The 18,125-nt window shown below is 69.6% G+C and carries 16 protein-coding genes; 11 read left to right on the top strand and 5 right to left on the bottom strand.

What is annotated here, in order from left to right:
* The first annotated feature begins 192 nt into the window (after nt 1–192).
* Entirely contained in the window at nt 193–2,160 is a 1,968-nt protein-coding gene (locus DELCS14_RS04765) for a sigma-54-dependent Fis family transcriptional regulator (RefSeq protein WP_013800688.1), read from the top strand.
* A gap of 15 nt (nt 2,161–2,175) precedes the next feature.
* Here DELCS14_RS04765 and DELCS14_RS04770 read toward each other — a convergent pair whose 3' ends face one another.
* Together DELCS14_RS04770 and DELCS14_RS04775 are read right to left on the bottom strand one after the other, a co-directional pair.
* Complete coding sequence (locus DELCS14_RS04770; RefSeq protein ID WP_013800689.1) at nt 2,176–3,594, bottom strand: RtcB family protein; 1,419 nt, start codon at nt 3,592–3,594, stop codon at nt 2,176–2,178.
* A 163-nt stretch (nt 3,595–3,757) separates the two neighbouring features.
* Nucleotides 3,758–4,522 carry an IclR family transcriptional regulator gene (locus DELCS14_RS04775; protein WP_013800690.1) on the bottom strand — a complete coding sequence of 255 codons (765 nt, stop codon included), beginning with the start codon at nt 4,520–4,522 and terminating at the stop codon, nt 3,758–3,760.
* A gap of 70 nt (nt 4,523–4,592) precedes the next feature.
* Between DELCS14_RS04775 and DELCS14_RS04780 the strand changes: the two genes are divergently transcribed.
* Nucleotides 4,593–5,780: a M20 family metallopeptidase gene (locus tag DELCS14_RS04780; protein ID WP_013800691.1), complete on the top strand. Its 1,188-nt coding sequence runs from the start codon at nt 4,593–4,595 to the stop codon at nt 5,778–5,780.
* 51 nt (nt 5,781–5,831) lie between these two features.
* Nucleotides 5,832–6,836 (top strand): tripartite tricarboxylate transporter substrate binding protein, encoded by a 1,005-nt coding sequence (locus DELCS14_RS04785; RefSeq protein ID WP_013800692.1) that lies wholly within the window; start codon nt 5,832–5,834, stop codon nt 6,834–6,836.
* 16 nt (nt 6,837–6,852) lie between these two features.
* Here the strand turns inward: DELCS14_RS04785 and DELCS14_RS04790 are convergent, their stop codons facing one another.
* Nucleotides 6,853–7,707, bottom strand: a complete 855-nt coding sequence (locus DELCS14_RS04790) for a LysR substrate-binding domain-containing protein (RefSeq protein ID WP_013800693.1) — start codon at nt 7,705–7,707, stop codon at nt 6,853–6,855.
* A gap of 131 nt (nt 7,708–7,838) precedes the next feature.
* On the opposite strand from DELCS14_RS04790, the gene DELCS14_RS04795 reads away from it, so the two are divergent.
* Together DELCS14_RS04795 and DELCS14_RS04800 are read left to right on the top strand one after the other, a co-directional pair.
* Entirely contained in the window at nt 7,839–8,252 is a 414-nt protein-coding gene (locus DELCS14_RS04795; protein WP_012207434.1) for a VOC family protein, read from the top strand.
* Nucleotides 8,249–9,211 (top strand): glyoxylate/hydroxypyruvate reductase A, encoded by a 963-nt coding sequence (locus tag DELCS14_RS04800; RefSeq protein ID WP_013800694.1) that lies wholly within the window; start codon nt 8,249–8,251, stop codon nt 9,209–9,211. The genes DELCS14_RS04795 and DELCS14_RS04800 overlap by 4 nt, the downstream gene beginning before the upstream one ends.
* 17 nt (nt 9,212–9,228) lie before the next feature.
* On the opposite strand, the gene DELCS14_RS04805 is transcribed toward DELCS14_RS04800, so the two are convergent.
* Nucleotides 9,229–10,119 carry a LysR substrate-binding domain-containing protein gene (locus tag DELCS14_RS04805; protein WP_013800695.1) on the bottom strand — a complete coding sequence of 297 codons (891 nt, stop codon included), beginning with the start codon at nt 10,117–10,119 and terminating at the stop codon, nt 9,229–9,231.
* A 168-nt stretch (nt 10,120–10,287) separates the two neighbouring features.
* On the opposite strand from DELCS14_RS04805, the gene DELCS14_RS04810 reads away from it, so the two are divergent.
* Nucleotides 10,288–10,683 carry a RidA family protein gene (locus DELCS14_RS04810; protein WP_013800696.1) on the top strand — a complete coding sequence of 132 codons (396 nt, stop codon included), beginning with the start codon at nt 10,288–10,290 and terminating at the stop codon, nt 10,681–10,683.
* An 86-nt stretch (nt 10,684–10,769) separates the two neighbouring features.
* Here DELCS14_RS04810 and DELCS14_RS04815 read toward each other — a convergent pair whose 3' ends face one another.
* Nucleotides 10,770–11,714 (bottom strand): LysR family transcriptional regulator, encoded by a 945-nt coding sequence (locus tag DELCS14_RS04815; RefSeq protein ID WP_013800697.1) that lies wholly within the window; start codon nt 11,712–11,714, stop codon nt 10,770–10,772.
* A 155-nt stretch (nt 11,715–11,869) separates the two neighbouring features.
* Between DELCS14_RS04815 and DELCS14_RS04820 the strand changes: the two genes are divergently transcribed.
* Genes DELCS14_RS04820 through DELCS14_RS04840 form a run of 5 tightly spaced genes read left to right on the top strand, consistent with a single transcriptional unit; the run spans nt 11,870 to nt 18,090 of the window.
* Nucleotides 11,870–12,730: a fumarylacetoacetate hydrolase family protein gene (locus DELCS14_RS04820; RefSeq protein WP_013800698.1), complete on the top strand. Its 861-nt coding sequence runs from the start codon at nt 11,870–11,872 to the stop codon at nt 12,728–12,730.
* A gap of 14 nt (nt 12,731–12,744) precedes the next feature.
* The gene (locus DELCS14_RS04825; RefSeq protein ID WP_013800699.1) at nt 12,745–14,841 is read left to right on the top strand and encodes a hydantoinase/oxoprolinase family protein; all 2,097 of its coding nucleotides are present in this window, start codon (nt 12,745–12,747) and stop codon (nt 14,839–14,841) included.
* The gene (locus tag DELCS14_RS04830) at nt 14,838–16,634 is read left to right on the top strand and encodes a hydantoinase B/oxoprolinase family protein (RefSeq protein WP_012207429.1); all 1,797 of its coding nucleotides are present in this window, start codon (nt 14,838–14,840) and stop codon (nt 16,632–16,634) included. The genes DELCS14_RS04825 and DELCS14_RS04830 overlap by 4 nt, the downstream gene beginning before the upstream one ends.
* Nucleotides 16,635–16,642: 8 nt before the next feature.
* Nucleotides 16,643–17,008, top strand: a complete 366-nt coding sequence (locus tag DELCS14_RS04835; RefSeq protein WP_013800700.1) for a hypothetical protein — start codon at nt 16,643–16,645, stop codon at nt 17,006–17,008.
* The gene (locus DELCS14_RS04840) at nt 17,005–18,090 is read left to right on the top strand and encodes a GTP-binding protein (protein ID WP_013800701.1); all 1,086 of its coding nucleotides are present in this window, start codon (nt 17,005–17,007) and stop codon (nt 18,088–18,090) included. The genes DELCS14_RS04835 and DELCS14_RS04840 overlap by 4 nt, the downstream gene beginning before the upstream one ends.
* The last annotated feature ends 35 nt before the right edge of the window (nt 18,091–18,125 follow it).

The following is an 18,125-nucleotide window of genomic DNA, read 5'->3' on the forward strand; positions in this document are numbered from 1 at the left end:
AAAGGCACGCGGGACGTGGCTGCTTCGGGTATTCCCGTGCGCGTTCGCCCTGTGCCGTGACGTTGCGCAACAGGACAACTGTCCAGAAATGGAACAGTCGGGCGCCTGGCCTGCCACTTGGCTTGCCCGGTGCCCGCCGGCCCCGCATACTGGTCTGCAACGCGGCGCAATGACGCCCGAGCAGGAGACAGCATGCAATCGAGAGCCTCCCTTGTGGCCTTGCGCCAGGCCCGTCACAGCCTGATGGAGTCAGGCCTGTGCCCCAGCGGCCTGGTGGACGAGCGCCTGGCGCGCTCGTGGCAGCGCTGCATCGAGCAGGGACTGCGTCCCACCGGGCGCCTGGGCGCCGCCGACAACCTGGAGCAGCACGCGCTGGGCGTGCTGCGCAGCCGCCACCATGCGCTGCTGGCGCATTCACGGCCCGTCATGGAATACCTGTCCGAGCAGGTGCGCGGCAGCCAGAGCGTGGTGGTGCTGGCCGGCCCCTGCGGCACCCTGGTGGATACCTGCGGCGACCCCTTCTTTCTGGGCAAGGCCGAGCGCGTGGCCCTGGCCAGCGGTGCGTCCTGGCATGAGGCGCAGCGCGGCACCAATGCCATCGGCACGGCACTGGCCGAGATGGACTCCATCGAAATCCAGGGCGGCGAGCATTTCCTGGAGCGCAACGGCTTTCTCACCTGCGCGGCCGCGCCCATCCTGTCGGGCACGGGCCAGCTGCTGGGCATCCTGGACATCTCCAGCGAACATGGCCGGGGCAGCCCGCACACGCTGGGCCTGGTCGGCACGGCGGCCCGCATGATCGAAAACCGCCTCATGGCCTGCGACGGCCAGCGCCACATCCGCCTGCACCTGCACGCGCGGCCCGAAGGCATTGGCACGGTGGCCGAAGGCATTGCGCTGATCTCCGCGGACGGATGGCTGGTGGGCGCCAACCGCGCCGCGCTGGCCCTGCTGCGCCTGTCGCGGGCGCAACTGGGCAGCGTGTCGCTGGAGCAGGTGCTGGACGCCGGGCTGGAGGAGCTGCTGTCACGCCAGCACCGCCAGCCCGATGCGGCCCAGCCGCTGCGGCGCCATGACGGCACGGCGCTGTTCGGCCAGCTGGTGCCGGACCGGCGCACGGTCCGGTCCTCGGTCGTGGAACGGGTTGCAGAACAACAGCAACAGCACCAGCAACAGGCGCCGCAGCAGCCGGCGCGCGATGCGCTGGCGCGGCTGGACACGGGCGATGCGCGCTGGCGTGCGGCGGCGGACAAGGCCCGGCGCGTGCTGGGCAAGCCGATTGCGCTGCTCATCCAGGGCGAGTCCGGCGTGGGCAAGGAATGGTTTGCGCGCGCGGCCCACGACAGCGGGCCGCGCCGCGACGGCCCCTTCGTGGCCATCAACTGCGCGGCCATGCCCGAGTCGCTGATCGAGGCCGAGCTGTTCGGCTACCGGCAGGGCGCCTTCACGGGCGGGCGGCGCGAAGGGCAGGCGGGCCTGCTGCGCCAGGCGCACGGCGGCACGCTGTTCCTGGACGAGATCGGCGACATGCCGCTGTCGCTGCAGACCCGGCTGCTGCGCGTGCTGCAGGAGCGGCAGGTGGTGCCGCTGGGCGGTGGCACGCCCGTTGCGGTCGATTTCGCGCTGGTCAGCGCCTCCAACCGCAGGCTGCGCGAGGATGCCGACCAGGGGCGTTTTCGTGCCGACCTGTACTACCGCATCAACGGCCTGGCCGTGGAGCTGCCTCCGCTGCGCGAGCGCGGCGACTTCGAGGCGCTGGCCGCGCGCATGCTGGCCGACATCGAGCCCGCGCGCCCGCTGCGCATGGCGCCGGCCCTGCTGGCGCAGCTGGCCGGCCATGGCTGGCCCGGCAATCTGCGCCAGTGCGCCAGCGTGCTGAGAACGGCCTGCGCCATGCTCGACCCCCATGAGGACTGCCTGCAATGGCAGCACCTGCCCGACGACTTCCAGGCCGAGCTGGTGCAGACCGCCCGCAGCGGCCCCCGGCTCGACGCTGCGCCGCAGAGCCTGGATGAACTCTCGCGCTCGGCCGTGCGGCAGGCGCTGGAGAACTGCCGGGGCAATGTCACCCAGGCCGCGCGCATGCTGGGCATCAGCCGCCAGACGCTATACCGCAAGCTGGCCCAGGACCGTGCGGCGGACGGCTTGCGGCTGCAGTGAGCCGCCTGCCGGTGCTCAGGCCTTGAAGGTGATCCAGGGCCTGAGCTTCACGGCGGCGTGGATCAGGCCGGCGGCCTCCTGCGACTCGATGACCGGGCCGATGGGCTTGTAGGCTTCGGGCGCCTCCTCGATGCGGCGCTCCTCGCGCAGCGTCACGCATTGCCAGCCCTGTTCGCCCGCACGGCCTGCATGTGCCTCGGGGCGCAGCGCGCGCACGGCCTGGCGGCGCATGCGCCGCCCCGCGCCATGGCTGCAGGACCAGAGCCAGTCGGCCGCGCCCAGGCCCGTGACCAGGTAGGAGGCATCGCCCATGGACCCCGGGATCAGCGCGAAGTCGCCCTCGTTGGCCGGCGTGGCGCCCTTGCGGTGGATGTTCATGCCGCCTTGCTGCAGGACCACGTTGTGCGGCACATCGACCACCAGGCGCGAATCCGCTGCGCCCACGATCTGCTCCAGGTCCTTGCGCACCAGCTCGGCCAGCACCACGCGGTTGGCCCAGGCATAGCGCGCCGCCACGCCCATGGCCTGCAGGTACTCGCCGGCCAGCGGACCCGACAGGCCGTACAGGCCGCTGGCCGGGTGCTTCACGCCTTGCGGCCACTCGGCCCGGGCGCGGTCCATCCAGGCCTGGCCCACGTAAAAGCCCAGGTCGCGCGAGCCGCTGTGGATCATCACCACCACGTCGCCCGCGCGCAGTCCGGCGCGGTAGGCCGCGTGGCGGTCCAGCACCTCGTCGACCACCTGCAGTTCCACGAAATGGTTGCCCGATCCCACCGTGCCCAGGCACGGGTCGCGGAACACGGCATGGCGCTCCTGCAGATAGGCATGGGGCGCGTGGCGGGCGCTGCCAGCGAAGCTGTCCAGGCCGATGCAGGCGGCCAGCTCGCGGTGCAGGCGGTCCCTGTCGACATGGCCCCACAGGCCCTGGCCGTTCAGCCGGTCCACAAAGGCGGCCGGCCCGTGGTCGAACAGCGCGCGGAAGGCGGCCGTGGTCACGGGCACGTCTCGCCCGCTGCCCAGCAGGCTGGCGGTCAGCAGTTCCACCAGCCGGCCCTTGTGCGGCGCCAGCTGGTCCAGCCGGGCGCCCGTGGTCAGCAGGCGCACGCTGCAGTTGATGTCCGTGCCGATGGCGGCCGGAATGACGAAGTCCGATGGCGTGGCCACCACGCTGCCCACGGGCGCCACCGTGCCCGGATGGAAGTCGGGCGTGGCGCAGGCGCGGCAGACGGCGCCGTGGCTGCCCTGGCCGTCATGCCGGCGCACGGCGGCAAAGGCCAGCAACTGGCGCACGGCCTTGTCCTCCAGGGGAAGGCTGTCGGGAAGAAGAATGTGGGCCTCGGCCTGGCCATCGCGCACGTGGTAGATGCCGTCGCGATAGTCGAGAGAGATGCCCGTGCGTGCAAAGGCACGCTGGAGTCGTTGAGGAGTGCTCATGGCTGCAGATCCGCGAGGCCTGGTTGGCGCTCGCCGCGTCCGGTGGGTGTACGGACGATGAAAGACACCCGGGCGGCAAAGGCCCGGAAAACGTCTTTCCTGCAGCAGCTCGTTCAAGAAAGAAGGGGCGCAGTATAGCGGGATCCGCGCTGGACGGCAGGCGCTACGCGTTGCGCCGCTCGTACTGGGCGATGGCGTTGAGCAGCAGGGGCGAGAACTTCTTCGCGTAGTCGGCGCCGCTCCACTGGCTTGACGATCCGCTCAGGTGCAGGGCGCCCAGCGGCACGCCGTCGGCATCGACCACGGCGGCGGCCAGCGCGACCTCGCCCATGATGAATTCATCGACCACCATGGCGTAGCCGCGCTCGCGCACCTTCTTCAGTTCCGCCTGGACGGCCTTGGCGGTGGTCAGCGTCCGGGGCGTGCTGGCCACCAGGCGGCCGGGGGCCAGCAACTGCTCGACCTGCGCCTCGTCCAGCCGGGCCATCACGGCGCGCCCACCCGCCGTGCATTGCAGGGGCACGCGCCGGCCCACGAGCGAGGCGTGGTAGTGCTCGGTGCTGGTCTGGTGGCGCAGTACGTGCACCAGCCAGTCGCCGTCGCGCAGCGACAGGCTGATCTTCTGCTCCGTGTCCTTGGACAGCTGCAGCAGCAGGGGGTTGAGCGCCTCGGCCAGCGCATGCGTGCGCAGGAAATGGAAGGTCAGGTCCAGCACGCCCGGGCCCAGCCGGTAGCGGCGGGTCTGGCTGTTTTGCTGCAGGTAGCCCTCGGCGCTGAGGGTGTAGGCGTAGCGCTGGGCGGCGCTCTTGTCCAGGCCGCTGCGCTCCATGATTTCCGTGAGGCTCAGGTCGCCCGCCGCGCCCTTGAAGCAGTCCAGCACGCGGAATGCCTTGCCCACGGAGCCCACATACAACGCGTTTTCGATCATCGTTTTACCTGATTGTGAATCTGAAGTATTAAATAACAATACCAAGTATTGAAAAATACGGAGGCAGCGGATGCCACAGCAAGCCATTGTCAGTGCGGACCGGGCGGTCGGCGCGTCGGAGTGGATCAAGGGCCAGCGGGAGAACATGCTTTCGCTGCTGGCGGACATCGTCAACATCGACTCGGGCAGTTTCGACAAGCCTGGCGTGGCGCGCGTGTTCCGGCGCCTGGAGGCCTTCTTCCTGGGCCAGGGGCTGCAGGTCAGCCCGCATTTCGTCGATGGCGTGGAGGCGGCGATCTCGGTCACCGTGAACGCGGGCAGCACCGTGGGCAGGCCCGTGCTGCTGATGGGGCACTGCGACACGGTCTTCCCTGAAGGCGAGGCCGCGCGCAGGCCGTTCCGCATCGAAGGCGGCAGGGCCTACGGCCCGGGCGTGGCCGACATGAAATCGGGCATCGTCATGAACGCCTTCCTGCTGGCTGCGCTGGCCCACAGCGCGGAGCCTGCGCCCGAGGTCACGGGCCTGTTCACCTGCGACGAGGAAATCGGCTCGCCCCTGAGCAAGTCCGTCATCGAGCCCTTTGCGCGCAAGGCGGGCTTTGTCTTCAATGCGGAGCCGGGCCGGCCTTCGGGCAACGTGGTCACGGGCCGCAAGGGCGGCGTGTTCTTCGGCGTGGAGATCGAGGGCAAGGCGGCGCACTCGGGCGCCAACTTCGCCGAGGGCGTCAGCGCCATCTCGGAGCTGGCGCACAAGGTGGTGGCGCTGGACGCCCTCACCGACCTGGACAAGGGCGTCACCGTCAACGTGGGCCTGGTGTCGGGCGGCCTGTCGGTGAACACGTCGGCGCCGTCGGCCAAGGCGGCCATCGACCTGCGCATCTTCGACCTGGACCAGCGCGAGTCCCTGGTGGGCCGCATACGCTGCATTTGCGACAAGTCCTTCATCCAGGGCACGCGCTCCACGCTGAACATCACCGGCGAGTTCCGCCCCTTCGTTCCCACGCCGCAGTCGCAGCAACTGTTCGAGCTGTACCAGGCCGAGCTGGGGGCGCTGGGCCACAAGGCCGAGGGCGAGTTCAGCGGCGGCTGCGCGGACTCGGGCGTGACCTCCAGCCTGGGCGCCATCACGCTGTGCGGCACCGGCCCCGTGGGCGGCAAGTTCCACACCACCGACGAGTACTGCGAGGTGGACACCATCGTCCCGCGCGGCCTGGCGGTGCTCCACACCATTGCGCGCCTGCCCCACGCCCGGTGGTAGGGCGCGCCTGATTCCCGCCTTCCCCCTCAAGCCACTGCCTGGTGCACTTTCATGAATCCACTTGCCTTGCCCACACGCCGCTCGCTCCTGAAAATCGCCGCCGGCCTGCCGCTGGCGCCCCTGCTGCTGCAGCCTGCCGCGGCCTCGGCGCCCGGCCCGGTCAGCCTGATGGTGCCCTACCCGGCAGGCGGGCCCAGCGACGTCAGCGCCCGCATCCTGAGCAAGCCCATAGGCGAGGGACTGGCGGCCAAGGTGATCGTGGAGAACCTGGGCGGCGCCACGGGGACGATTGCCGCATCCAAAGTGCTGGGCGCCAGGGCCGACGGCAGCATGTTCTTCCAGGGCACGCAGAACGAACTCATCCTGCCGCCGCTCACCAACAAGGCCGTGCGCTACCAGCCCGATGCGTTCGAGAACCTGCAGTACATCACCGTCACCCACCTGGTGCTGCTGGTGCGTTCTGGCCTGCCGGCCCGGAACATGGAAGAGTTCCTGGCGCTGGCGCGCTCGCGCAACGAAAGCAATTCGCTGACCTACGGCTCGGTGGGCGTGGGCTCGCTCTACCACCTGATCACCGAGTACATGGGCAAGGTGGTGAAGGTGCCGTTCACCCACGCGCCCTATGCGGGCACGGCGCCCGTGATCCAGGACCTGGCCGGCGGCCAGATCGACTTCAGCATCATGCCGTTCCAGGCGTCCATGCTGGAGATGATCCGCACCGGCCGCTTCCGGGCGCTGGCCGTGCTGTCGCGCAACCGGCCTGCCGTGCTGTCGGCCGTGCCCAGCATCACCGAAGTGCTGGCGCTGCGCGATTTCGAGTACGCCAGCCTGGCGGGCTACTTCGTCAAGCGCGGCACGCCGCAGGACGTCAAGCAGCGCCTGAACCAGGCCATCGGCCAGGCCCTGCTGGACCCGCAGGTCATCGCCAGGCTGGAGGCCGACGGCCGTGACGTCGCCAAGCCCATGGGCCTGGACGATGCGGCGGCCGCCTATGCGCGCGAGATCGCCAAGTACCGCGAGATGATCCGCGTCACGGGCTACGTGCAGGCGGATTGAGAACGAAAGCCGCAACCTACGCGAGTGCGCCCTCCAGCAGCTCGGCCATGCGCGGCAGGTCGGGCTCGGCGCTGGTCACCAGCAAGATGGCGCGCTCATAGGCGGCGCCCGCAATGGGCAGCATGCGGCAGTCGCCCATGAAGCGTTCCAGGCCCGTCCAGCGCGGCACCAGGCCCACGCCCATGCCGTCGGCGGCCAGCATGGCAATGGCCTCCAGCGCGTCCAGGTCGCACAGCACCGCAGGCTCCAGCCCCTGGTCGGCCAGCCAGTCGGCCGCATGGCGGCCACCCCAGGCATCGGGGTCGTAGCGTATGTAGGGCAGGCTGCGCAGCAGCGCGGCAGGCCGGCCGCGTGCCTGGGGCGGGGCCAGCAGCACCAGCGGCTCGCGGCGCAGCTGCACGCTGCGCAGCGCCTTGGGCAGTTCAAAAGGGGGCGCCACGATGACGGCGGCATCGAGCTCGCCGGACTGCAGCATCTGGAACAGCGCGCGCGAGGTGCCCGGCACGATGACGGGCCGGCACTGTGGCGCCGCCTGCGTGAGCTTGCGCAGCGCGGCCGGCAGCATGCCCGTGAGCGCGGTCGAGATGGCGCCGATGCGCAGCGTGCCGGCCAGCCCATCGGCGCTGGCATCGCTGCCCAGCAGCGCGGCCTCGCGCACCAGGCGCCGCGCGCGCGGCAGCAGGGCCAGGCAGGCCTGGGTGGGGCGGGCCGCATGGCCGCTGCGCGAAAGCAGGGCAAAGCCCAGTTCGCGCTCCAGCGCCTGCACGCGCTGGCCCACGGCGGCGGCGGTCAGGTGCTCGGCGCGCGCCGCATCGGCGATGGAGCCGCTGTCCACCACGGCGATCAGGCTCTTGAGATAGCGGGTCTCCAAAAGATTTCCTTGGGGATTGCAAAGAAATCAACGCTATCACTTTTGAAAAGCCTCTGCTAGGCTCGCGCCACCCACGGCAGGCCACGGCCTGCGAACCTGCCTGCACCACAAGCACAACCAAAGGATCAGCCATGCGCACCAGTTTCCACCTTGCCTACCATGTCCGCGATCTGGACGAAGCGCGCGCCTTCTACGGCACGCTGCTAGGCTGCCAGGAAGGCCGCAGCACCGAGACCTGGGTGGACTTCGACTTCTTCGGCCACCAGATCTCGCTGCACCTGGGTGAGCCCTTCCCGGTCACGAACACCGGCCGCGTGGGCGACCACATGGTGCCCATGCCCCACCTGGGCCTGGTGATGGCCATGGACGACTGGAAGGCCCTGGCCGCGCGGCTGTCGGGCGGCGTAGTGGATTTCGTGCTGCAGCCCGGCATCCGCTTCGAGGGCGAGCCCGGCGAGCAGGCCACCATGTTCTTCCGCGACCCCAGCGGCAATCCCATCGAGGTCAAGGGCTTCGCCGATCTGGACAAGGTCTTCGCCAAATGAGCGGTTCGCTGCCCCCGCTCCCCCCGCTTCCTTTCGTCTGCGCACCCGGCTACCCGGCAGCCCAGGCCTGGCTGCAGGCCCTGCAGGCCGCCCTGCCCGAGGAGCGCGTGGTGGCGCTCGATACGCTGGATGCGGATCAACGCGCGGCCTGCGAGGTCGCCATCGTCGCCAACCCCCAGCCTGCCGACCTGCGCACGCTGCCGCGCCTGCAATGGGTGCACAGCGTCTGGGCCGGCGTGGAGCGCCTGGTGGCCGACCTGGGCGATACCGACCTGCGCATCGTCCGCCTGGTGGACCCGCAACTGGCCGCCACCATGGCCGAGGCCGTGCTGGCCTGGACCCTGTACCTGCACCGCGACATGCCGCGCTATGCCCGGCAGCAGGCCGCACGCCAATGGCTGGCGCATGACGGCGTGCGCGCGCAGGACAGGACGGTATCGCTGCTGGGCCTGGGCGCACTGGGCAAGGCCGCCGCGCAGCGGCTGCTGTCGGCGGGCTTCCAGGTGCGCGGCTGGAGCCGCACGCCCAGGCACATGGAAAGCGTGCAATGCCATGCGGGTGATGCCGAGCTGCCCGCCATGCTGGCGCAGACCGACATCCTCGTATGCCTGCTGCCGCTCACGCCGCAGACGCGCGGCATCGTCGGCGCGCAGGCGCTGGCCGCGCTGCCCGCCCATGCCTCGCTGATCAACTTTGCGCGCGGCCCCATCGTGGACGATGCCGCGCTGCGCGCCGCCCTGGACAGCGGCCGCCTGGCCCATGCCGTGCTGGACGTGTTCGAGCAGGAGCCCCTGCCAGAAGCGTCCTGGCAGTGGGCGCACCCCGCCGTGACCGTGCTGCCCCACATCTCGGCACCCACGGACCGCGCGACGGCATCGGCCATCGTGGCGGGCAACATCCGGCGCTGGCGCGCCAGCGGCGAGCTGCCGCAGGCGGTGGACGCGGCACGGGGCTATTGAGGGCGGCTACGGTACGGCTATGGCACGGTCATGGACTGGCTTCTGAGCCAGTCCATGACGGCGCGCACATGGGGGCCCGGCTTCCGTTGCTCGCCCACGGCCAGATGGTAGGTATGGCCGGTGATCGAGGGGCCGAAGGGCTGCAGCAGGTGGCCGGCCGCAATGTCCTCGGCCACCAGGGCCAGGCTCACCAGGGCAATGCCATGACCGGCGATGGCCGCCTGGATGGCATGGCCCTCATCGGAAAAGCGCAGTTGCCCCGCCGGTGAATTCCAGGCCAGGCCTGCCTCGTCAAACCAGCGCTCCCAGGTGGGATTGCTGGCGTGCGCCGTCTTCCAGTCAAAGCGGATCAGCGGCAGGCGGGCCAGGTCGGCCGGACCCAGCACGCCCAGCCGGGGATTGGCCACGGGCGCAAAGCGGTCGCTGAACAGGGGCTCGGCCACCAGGCCCGGATAAGGGCCGCGCCCGTAGCGCACGGCGATATCGACGGCATGAGAGCGCAGGTCCACCACATCGTCCGAGGCCTGCAGTTGCAAGTCCACCTCGGGGTGCATCGCGCGGAAGCTGGCCATGCGCGGCACCAGCCATTTCACGGTGAACGCATTGGTGGCCGAGATGCTGACCTGGGCGCGCAGGCGCTTTTGCTGCAGGCGCTCCAGCGTGGCGGCAAAGGCGTCGAAACCATCGCGCAGCACCGGATAGAGCTGCGCGCCGGCCTCGGTCAGCACCACCTTGCGTACCTGGCGATCGAACAGCGCCAGGCCCAGCTGTTCCTCCAGCGCGCGGATCTGGTGGCTGATGGCCGTGGGTGTCACGGCCAGGTCGTCGGCGGCCTGCTTGAAGCTGCCCAGGCGTGCGGCGGCCTCGAAGGCGCGCAGTGCGGAAAGCGGCAGCTGGTTGCGTTGCATGAGGGCTGGAGGACGCAAGGGGCGGGTGAGGAATGGGGTGAGCAATGGGGTGAGGAAAACTCATCTTATGCCTGACAAATGAACCTTTGTCGCAATCATCCGGCTTCCCTATCGTTCACCCATGCCCCAAGCGCGATCCTGCCGGGGATGGATGAAGGAAATGAAACCATGCTGCACCGTGTCACCACGCAACCCGACCCCTACGAGCCGTTTTTGCTGTCGCAAGGCATTCGCTTTGGCGAGCTGCTGTTCATCTCCGGCCAGGCCGGCGCCGGAGACGATGGCCGCATCGTGCCGGGCGGCTTCCTGGACCAGGGCCGGCAGGCGTTTGCCAATCTGCACCGCGCGCTGGAGGCGGGCGGCTCCAGCCTGAAGGACGTGATCAAGGTCACCATCTTCGTCACCGACATGGGCCACTTCGACGAGGTGGTTGCCCTGCGCCGCGAGTTCTTCGGCGCCCCCTATCCGGCCGACACGATTGCACAGATCCAGGCGCTCTACGACCCGGCGGCCATGATCGAGATCGAAGCCATTGCAGCCGTGCGTGATGGCCAGGCCCGCTGACATGGTTGCGGCCGTTCTGTTCCGATGGTCTGGCCACGGCGTGCATGGCCGACGACTGGAGCCGATGGGGCCGATATCTGATCCCTTCAACCGCCGAGCAGTCCCGAGGTGCTCAGCGGCCCCGGCGACAGCTGCTGCCCCCAGGCCTGCGTCAATGCCTCGATGGCATCGCCCACCACGCGGCAGGCCTGGGTGAGCTTGCCGTGCCGGGGCAGGGCCAGCGTCACATGGCGCACCAGGCCGGGGTTGACCAGGCGGCTGGCCTGCAGCCGGCCCTGGCGCAGTTCGGCATCGATGGAGTACGGGCCGATCACCGAGTAGAGGCCGGGCGCGTGGGCCACGAGCTCCTTTTGCACGGTCAGCGAGTCGGCCTCGGCGGCCGCCGCGAGCCGAAAGCCGTGGCTGTGCGCGGCCTCATCGAGCGCGTCGCGCCAATGGCTGGGGCGGCGCGGCAGCACCAGTTGCAGGCCATCGAGCGCGGCGAACTCCGTGGTGGGCGCCAGGGTCAAGGGATCGCCAGGGCGCGACACCAGATAGCTGTGCGCGGTGCTCAGCAGCCGCTCGTCGCCGCCGGCCGGGCGCGCGAAGCGAAAGAGGATGGCCAGGTCCACGGCGCCGCTGTCCAGCAGCGCATCGAGCTCCGTGCCCTGGGCCTCGGTGATGTTCAGGCGTATGCCCGGGTGCTCGCGCTGCAGCCAGTCGAACACATGCGTCATCAGCGGGTGGGCGGCCGAGGGCACGATGCCCAGCCGCACCTCGCCCCATAGCTGGCCTGCGTCCGCACGCAGCGTTTCCTGCAATTGCTCGGTTTCCTGCAGCCAGCTGCGCAGCCGCAGCGCGGCCCGCGCGCCCAGCGGCGTCAGCGTGACGCCCCGGCCCGTGCGCCGCAGCAAGGGGCCGCCCAGCGACGCTTCGAATTCGCTGATCTGCCGGCTGATGTGCGACTGAACGGTGTGCCGCCGTGCCGCGACCTTGCTGATGCTGCCGGCTTCGGAGACCTCGAGGAAGAGCTTGACGCTGGGCAGGTGCATGGTGGTTACCCGGTTGAGGTATGCCTGATGAGGCAATTCTGAAAGCCTGAAATTCTATCTATTCAGATATCAACGGGATTTCTACAGTGCAGTCATGCCTTGCCAGCGGCCTTGCCTTGGCAGGTTTTCCAGACACCGAACCTAAGGAAAATCCGTTGAAACTCGCCAGCTTCATCCATGCCGGACAGCCCCGCTACGGGCAGGTTCTGGCCGAGCGCTTCCTGCTGCCGCCCGCCGAATTTCTCGCCCGCCATCCCGACCTGCTGTCCGTGCTGCGCGCACAGGCGCTGGGCGAGCTGGAGCAGGCCCTGCAGGCCGGCGCCGTGTCCGTCGATGCGGCGCAGACCCAGGCGCTGCCCGTCATCCCCAACCCCGGCAAGCTCATCTGCGTGGGCCTGAACTACAAGACCCATGTGGCCGAGACGCGGCGCGCCGACAGCGAGCACCCGTCGCTGTTCCTGCGCTTCAACGACAGCCTGGCCGCCGATGGCGACGAGCTGCTGCGCCCGGCCTTCTCGGAGCGTTTCGACTGGGAGGGCGAGCTGGCCTTCGTCATCGGCCGGGGCGGGCGCCACATTGCAAAGGAAGATGCCTTCGATCACATCGCCGGCTATGCCTGCTTCAACGATGTGAGCGTGCGCGACTGGCAGCGCCATACGCACCAGTTCACGCCCGGCAAGAACTTTCCCGGCACGGCGCCCTTCGGCCCCTGGCTGGTCACGCGCGACGAGGTGGCCGACGTGCGCAGCCTGGCGCTGCAGACGCGCCTGAACGGCGGCGTGGTGCAGCAGGCCAGCCTGGGCGACCTGATCTTCGACATCCCCACCATCGTGGCCTATGTGTCGCGCTTCACGCCGCTGTCGCCCGGCGATGTGATCGCCACGGGTACGCCGGGCGGCGTGGGCGACCGCCGCGAGCCGCCTCTGTACATGAAGCATGGCGATGTGGTCGAGGTCGAGATCACGGGCCTGGGCGTGCTGCGCAACCGCGTTGGCACTGATACCGCTGCCGTCTGACTCCGGAGAAATTCATGGATAACCAACAAGCGATTTCGCAGCGGCCCCGGCTGCGCATTGCCGTCGATATCGGCGGCACCTTCACCGACATGGCGGCGTTCGACGAGGCCAGCGGCCAGCTTCTGTTCGGCAAGGCCCTGTCCACGCATGGCGAGCTGGTCAACGGCATCCAGGCCACGATAGACAGCGCGGGCATCGACTGGCGCGACGGCCATCTGTTCCTGCACGGCTCCACCATTGCCATCAACACGCTGCTGGAGCGCAACGGCGCCCACACCGCGCTGCTGATCACCGAGGGCTTCCGCGACATCTACGAGATCGGCCGCGTGAACCGGCCCGATGCCTACAACCTGTTCTTCAACAAGCACCAGCCGCTGGTGCGGCGCTCGCTGCGCCATGAGGTGTCCGAGCGCCTGCGCGCCGACGGCAGCCTGCACAAGCCGCTGGACGAGGCGGCCGTGCGCGAGCTGGCCCGCGAGCTGGCAGGGCAGGGCGTGGAGGCCGTGGCCGTGCTGCTGCTGCACTCCTACCGCAATCCGGCGCACGAGCAGCGCGTCAAGCAGATCCTGCAGGAAGAGATGCCGGGCGCCTTTGTCTGCGCCTCGCACGAGCTGTCGCAGGAGTACCGCGAGTTCGAGCGCGTGTCCACCGCCGTGGCCAATGCCTATGTGGGGCCGCGCGTGTCGCAGTACCTGGGCCAGCTGGAGAACCACCTGGGCGGCAAGGGCTTCGAGGGCGACTTCTACATCGTGCAGTCCACGGGCGGATTGTTCCCGGTCGAGCATGCCAAGGTGGGCTGCGTGCGCATGCTCGAATCGGGGCCGGCGGCCGGCGTGATCGGCGCCCAGGCCATCTGTGCGCAATTGGGCATGGGCGATGCCATCGCCTTCGACATGGGCGGCACCACGGCCAAGGCCGGCGTGATCAGCGAAGGCCGGCCGCTGACCACGGGCTCGGCGCTGATCGGCGGCTACGAGCAGGCCCTGCCGATACAGATCCCGATGATGGACATCCACGAAGTGGGCACGGGCGGCGGCTCCATCGCCCGCGTGGAGACGGGCAACGCGCTGCGCGTGGGCCCGCAGAGCGCCGGCTCCATCCCCGGCCCCGTGGCCTATGGCCGTGGCGGGCTGGAGCCCACGGTGACCGACGCCAACCTGGTGCTGGGCCGGCTGGACGCGGAGCATTTCCTGGGCGGCGAGCTGCAGCTGGACATGGACGCCTGCCAGCGCCAGATGGCCGAGCGCGTGGCGACCCCGCTGGGCCTGGAGCCCACCGAGGCGGCCGACGGCATCCTGCGCATCGCCGTGACGCAGATGTCGCATGCCGTCAAGGCCGTGACCACCGAGCGCGGCCTGGATGCGGGCAGCTTCACCATGGTCGTCTACGGCGGCGCGGGGCCGCTGCACGCCTCGGCCATTGCGCGCGAGATCGGCATCCGCAAGGTGCTGATTCCCTATGCGCCCGGCTATTTCTCGGCCTACGGAATGCTGTTCTCCGACCTGCGCTACGACTATGTGCGCTCGGTGTTCCGCAAGCTGGGCGAGGTGTCCTTCGAGGAGATCGAGGCCGCCTACCAGAGCATGGAGGACGAGGGCCGCGCCGCGCTGGCGCAGTCCGGCATCGCGCCGGACGGCATCGTGATCGAGCGCGCCGCCGACATGCGCTACGTGGGCCAGGAGCATGCGGTGACCGTGGACCTGCCCATGGCCTTCTTCGAGGGCCGGGACCGCTCGGCCATCAAGCGCCAGTTCGACGAGCTGCACAAGGTGCGCTACGGCACCTCGGCCCCGCAGGAGCCGGCCGATCTCGTGAGCCTGCGCGTCACGGTGCTGGGCACGATGAAGAAACCGCCCAGGCACAGCGTGGAGCGCGGCAGTGCCGAGCCCAGCCGTGCCTCCGTGCGCACGGTCAAGCCCGTCTATTTCCGCTCCAGCGGCTGGGTGGACACGCCGGTGCATCTGCGCGAGCGCCTGCTGGCGGGCAACGAGATCGCGGGGCCCGCGCTGATCGAGGAACACGCATCCACCACCGTCGTGCAGCCCGGCGACCGGCTGCGCGTGGACGAACTGGGCAATCTGCAAATCGACATCGGGAGCGACCGCACATGAACCACCCCACTGACTCCAGGCCCGTCGATCCGGTCACGGTCGAGATCATCCGCAACGGCCTGTACGCCGTCACGGAGGAGATGAAGACCAACCTGACGCGCACGGCCTACAACCTCATCATCTACGAGGCGCTGGACTTCACGGTCGGCCTGTTCACGCGCGAGGGCGATACGGTGTCCATCGGCCTGGGCCTGCCCATGTTCATCCGCGGCATGTCGGAGACGGTCAAGGCCAAGATCCGCCACTTCGGCTACGAGAACATCCTGCCCGGCGACATCCTGGTCACCAACGATGCCTACACCACCGGCAGCCACCTGAACCACTTCACGTTCACCATGCCGGTGTTCCATGAGGGCCGGCTCGAAGGCTTCACCTGCTGCATGGCCCACTGGCTGGACGTGGGCGGCACGCTGGGCAACGTCACCACGGACATCTTCAGCGAGGGGATACAGATCCCCATCATGAAGTACCAGCGCCAGGGCGAGGTCAACCAGGACCTGATCGACATCATCGCGATGAACGTGCGCCTGGCCGAGCGGGCCCTGGGCGATCTGCGCGCGCAGATCACGGCCATCACCACGGGCGAGCGCCGCTATGTGGAACTGCTGCAGCGCTATGGCGTGGATGCGGTCAACGGCGCCATCGCGCAGATCATGGATTCCAGCGAGGCCGTGGCGCGCAAGAACACGCTGTCGATTCCCGATGGCGTGTACGAGGCCGAGTCCTTCATGGACGACGACGGGCTGGACATCGGCAAGCGCATTCCCATCCGCGTCAAGGTCACGGTGCAGGGCGACGAGATGACGGTGGACCTGTCGGATGTCTCCAAGCAGGTGCGCGGCTTCTACAACTCCGGCTTCACCACGGGCATCGCCTGCGCGCAGGTGGCCTACAAATGCCTCACCACGCCGACCGACTACCCGGTCAACGACGGGAGCTTCCGGCCGCTCAAGGTGATCATGCCCATGGGCACGGTGATCAGCGCCGAGAGGCCCTATCCCATGCGCGTGTGGATGACCTTCCCCATGACGGTGATCGACACCATCTTCAAGGCCCTGGCGCCGGCGATTCCCGACCGCTCCATCGCGGGCCACCACGCGGACCTGGTGTTTCCCAACATCCATGGCATCTCGCCCGAGGACGGGCGGCTGTTCATCGTCGGCATCGGCCCGCTGGGCGGCGGCTGGGGCGCCAAGAGCCGCGAGGACGGCGTGTCCGTCACCGTCTGCATCAATGACGGCGACACCCACAACAGCCCCACCGAGCAGCTCGAGGCCAAGTACCCGGTGCTGGTGGAGAAGTACGAGATCCGCCAGGACTCGGCCGGCGCGGGCCAGTACCGGGGCGGCCTGGGCGCGGAGATGGTGGTGCAGGCGCTGTCGCCCTTCACCGTCACCACGCGCATCGACCGCGTGCACTGCAAGCCCTGGGGCCTGGAGGGCGGCGGCGACGCCATGGGCAACGGCCTGGCCGTGCGCCACAAGGGCGAGTGGAAGACCGACCATGCCAACGCCAAGATCTTCAACGTGCGCCTGGAGCGCGGCGATGCCTACCGCATGCTGTCTGGCGGCGGCGGGGGCTTTGGCGACCCGCTGGCGCGCGAACTGGACAAGGTGGCCGAGGACGTGCGCGAGGGCTATGTGAGCGCCCAGGTGGCCCGCGAGGTCTACCGCGTGGCGCTGGATGGCCAGGGACAGGTGGATCACGAGGGCACGCAGGCGCTGCGCAGTGCGCCCAGAGTGCCCGGGGCATCCGGTGCAGCGGCTGCCGCCGTGGCCTGGGACGGGCAGTGAGCACGGCCATGGCGTCCGACCACGCCCTGCACGCCGGCCGGCTCTGGGACCTGTGGTGCGCCCTGGCGCTGCGCCATGTCGCCCTGGGCGGTGCCTGCGCCTGCGGGGCGGGCGGCATCAGCCTGCGGCTGGAGGACTTCGAGCTGGACATCGTGGACTACCTGCAGGACGGGGGCGAGCGCTGCGAGCAGCCCGAGGTGGCGGCCTGGTTCCGTGCCCGGCCCGCAGCCGGGCAGGGCGCGCAGCCGCTGCGCGGCCTGCTCGATGCGCTGGGCTCGGACGAGGTGCCGCAGGCCGTGGCGCAGTGGGCGCTGGCGCGGCTGGAGCGCACGCTGCGCTCGTTCGCCGAGGTGCATGGTGGGGTGGCGTCATGAGCGGGCATTTCTCCAGCCTGCTGGCCCTGCCCGAAGCGGCGGGCCAGCGCATTCCGGTCACCGTGCTCACGGGCTTTCTGGGCAGCGGCAAGACCGCGCTGCTCAACCGGCTGCTGGCGCTGCCGGACCTGCACGGGACGGCCGTCATCGTCAACGAGTTCGGTGCGGTCGGCATCGACCAGGACCTGACCAGCCTGGCCTGCGAGGACACGGTGCTGCTGGCCAATGGCTGCCTGTGCTGCAGCGTGCGCGGCGATCTGGTGGAGGCGCTGGAGCGCCTGGCCCTGCGCGAACAGGGCGCGCCGCGCCGCGTGCTGATCGAAACCAGCGGCCTCGCGGACCCGGGGCCGATACTGCGCTCCTTCCTGGGCGAGCCCGCCGTGCGGGCGCGCTATGCGCTGGCCGGCGTGGCCTGCACGGTCGATGCCGTGCTGGGCAGCGCCACGCTGGCAGGCTATCCCGAAGCCGTGCGGCAACTGGCTGTGGCTGACCTGGTGCTGCTGACCAAGACAGACTTGCTGGGCGGCGCACAGCCCGCTGCGCAACTGCTGGCCCAGGTGCAGGCCATCAACGGCGAGGCGCCGCAAGGCATGGACCCCGCCCACCATGTGGCGCTGCTGCAGCGGCTGATGTCGGAAGGCGCAACGGGGCAGGAGGACGCCGCTGCGGGCATGCTCCAGGCACCCGGCTACCGGGCCATGGCTCCGGTGACAGCTCCGGTGACTGCGCCGGCAGGAACGCACCGCGACGGCATCTCGTCCTTTGTGCTGCAGCGCGACGAGCCCCTGCCCGCGCAGGCGTTCGGCGAATGGATGGACTGGGTCACGGCCATGCGCGGCGATGACCTGCTGCGCGTCAAAGGCATCGTGCACCTGCAGGAGCACCCGGACCAGCCCCTGGTCATCCATGGCGTGCAGCACCTGTTCGCCCCGCCGCAGACGCTGCCCCGCTGGCCGGGTGCCGATCGGCGCACGCGCATCGTCTTCATCACGCGGGGGCTGGATGCCCAGGCCCTGGACGACACGCTGAGCGTGCTGGTGCGCAGGCACAGGCGGCGCGCGCCGATTCAGGACCCGGGCTGAGCCACGCAACGGCCGGCCCATTTTCAAAAGAAACA

Origin of the sequence: Delftia sp. Cs1-4 (assembly GCF_000214395.1) — a bacterium.
Lineage (GTDB): Bacteria > Pseudomonadota > Gammaproteobacteria > Burkholderiales > Burkholderiaceae_C > Comamonas > Comamonas acidovorans.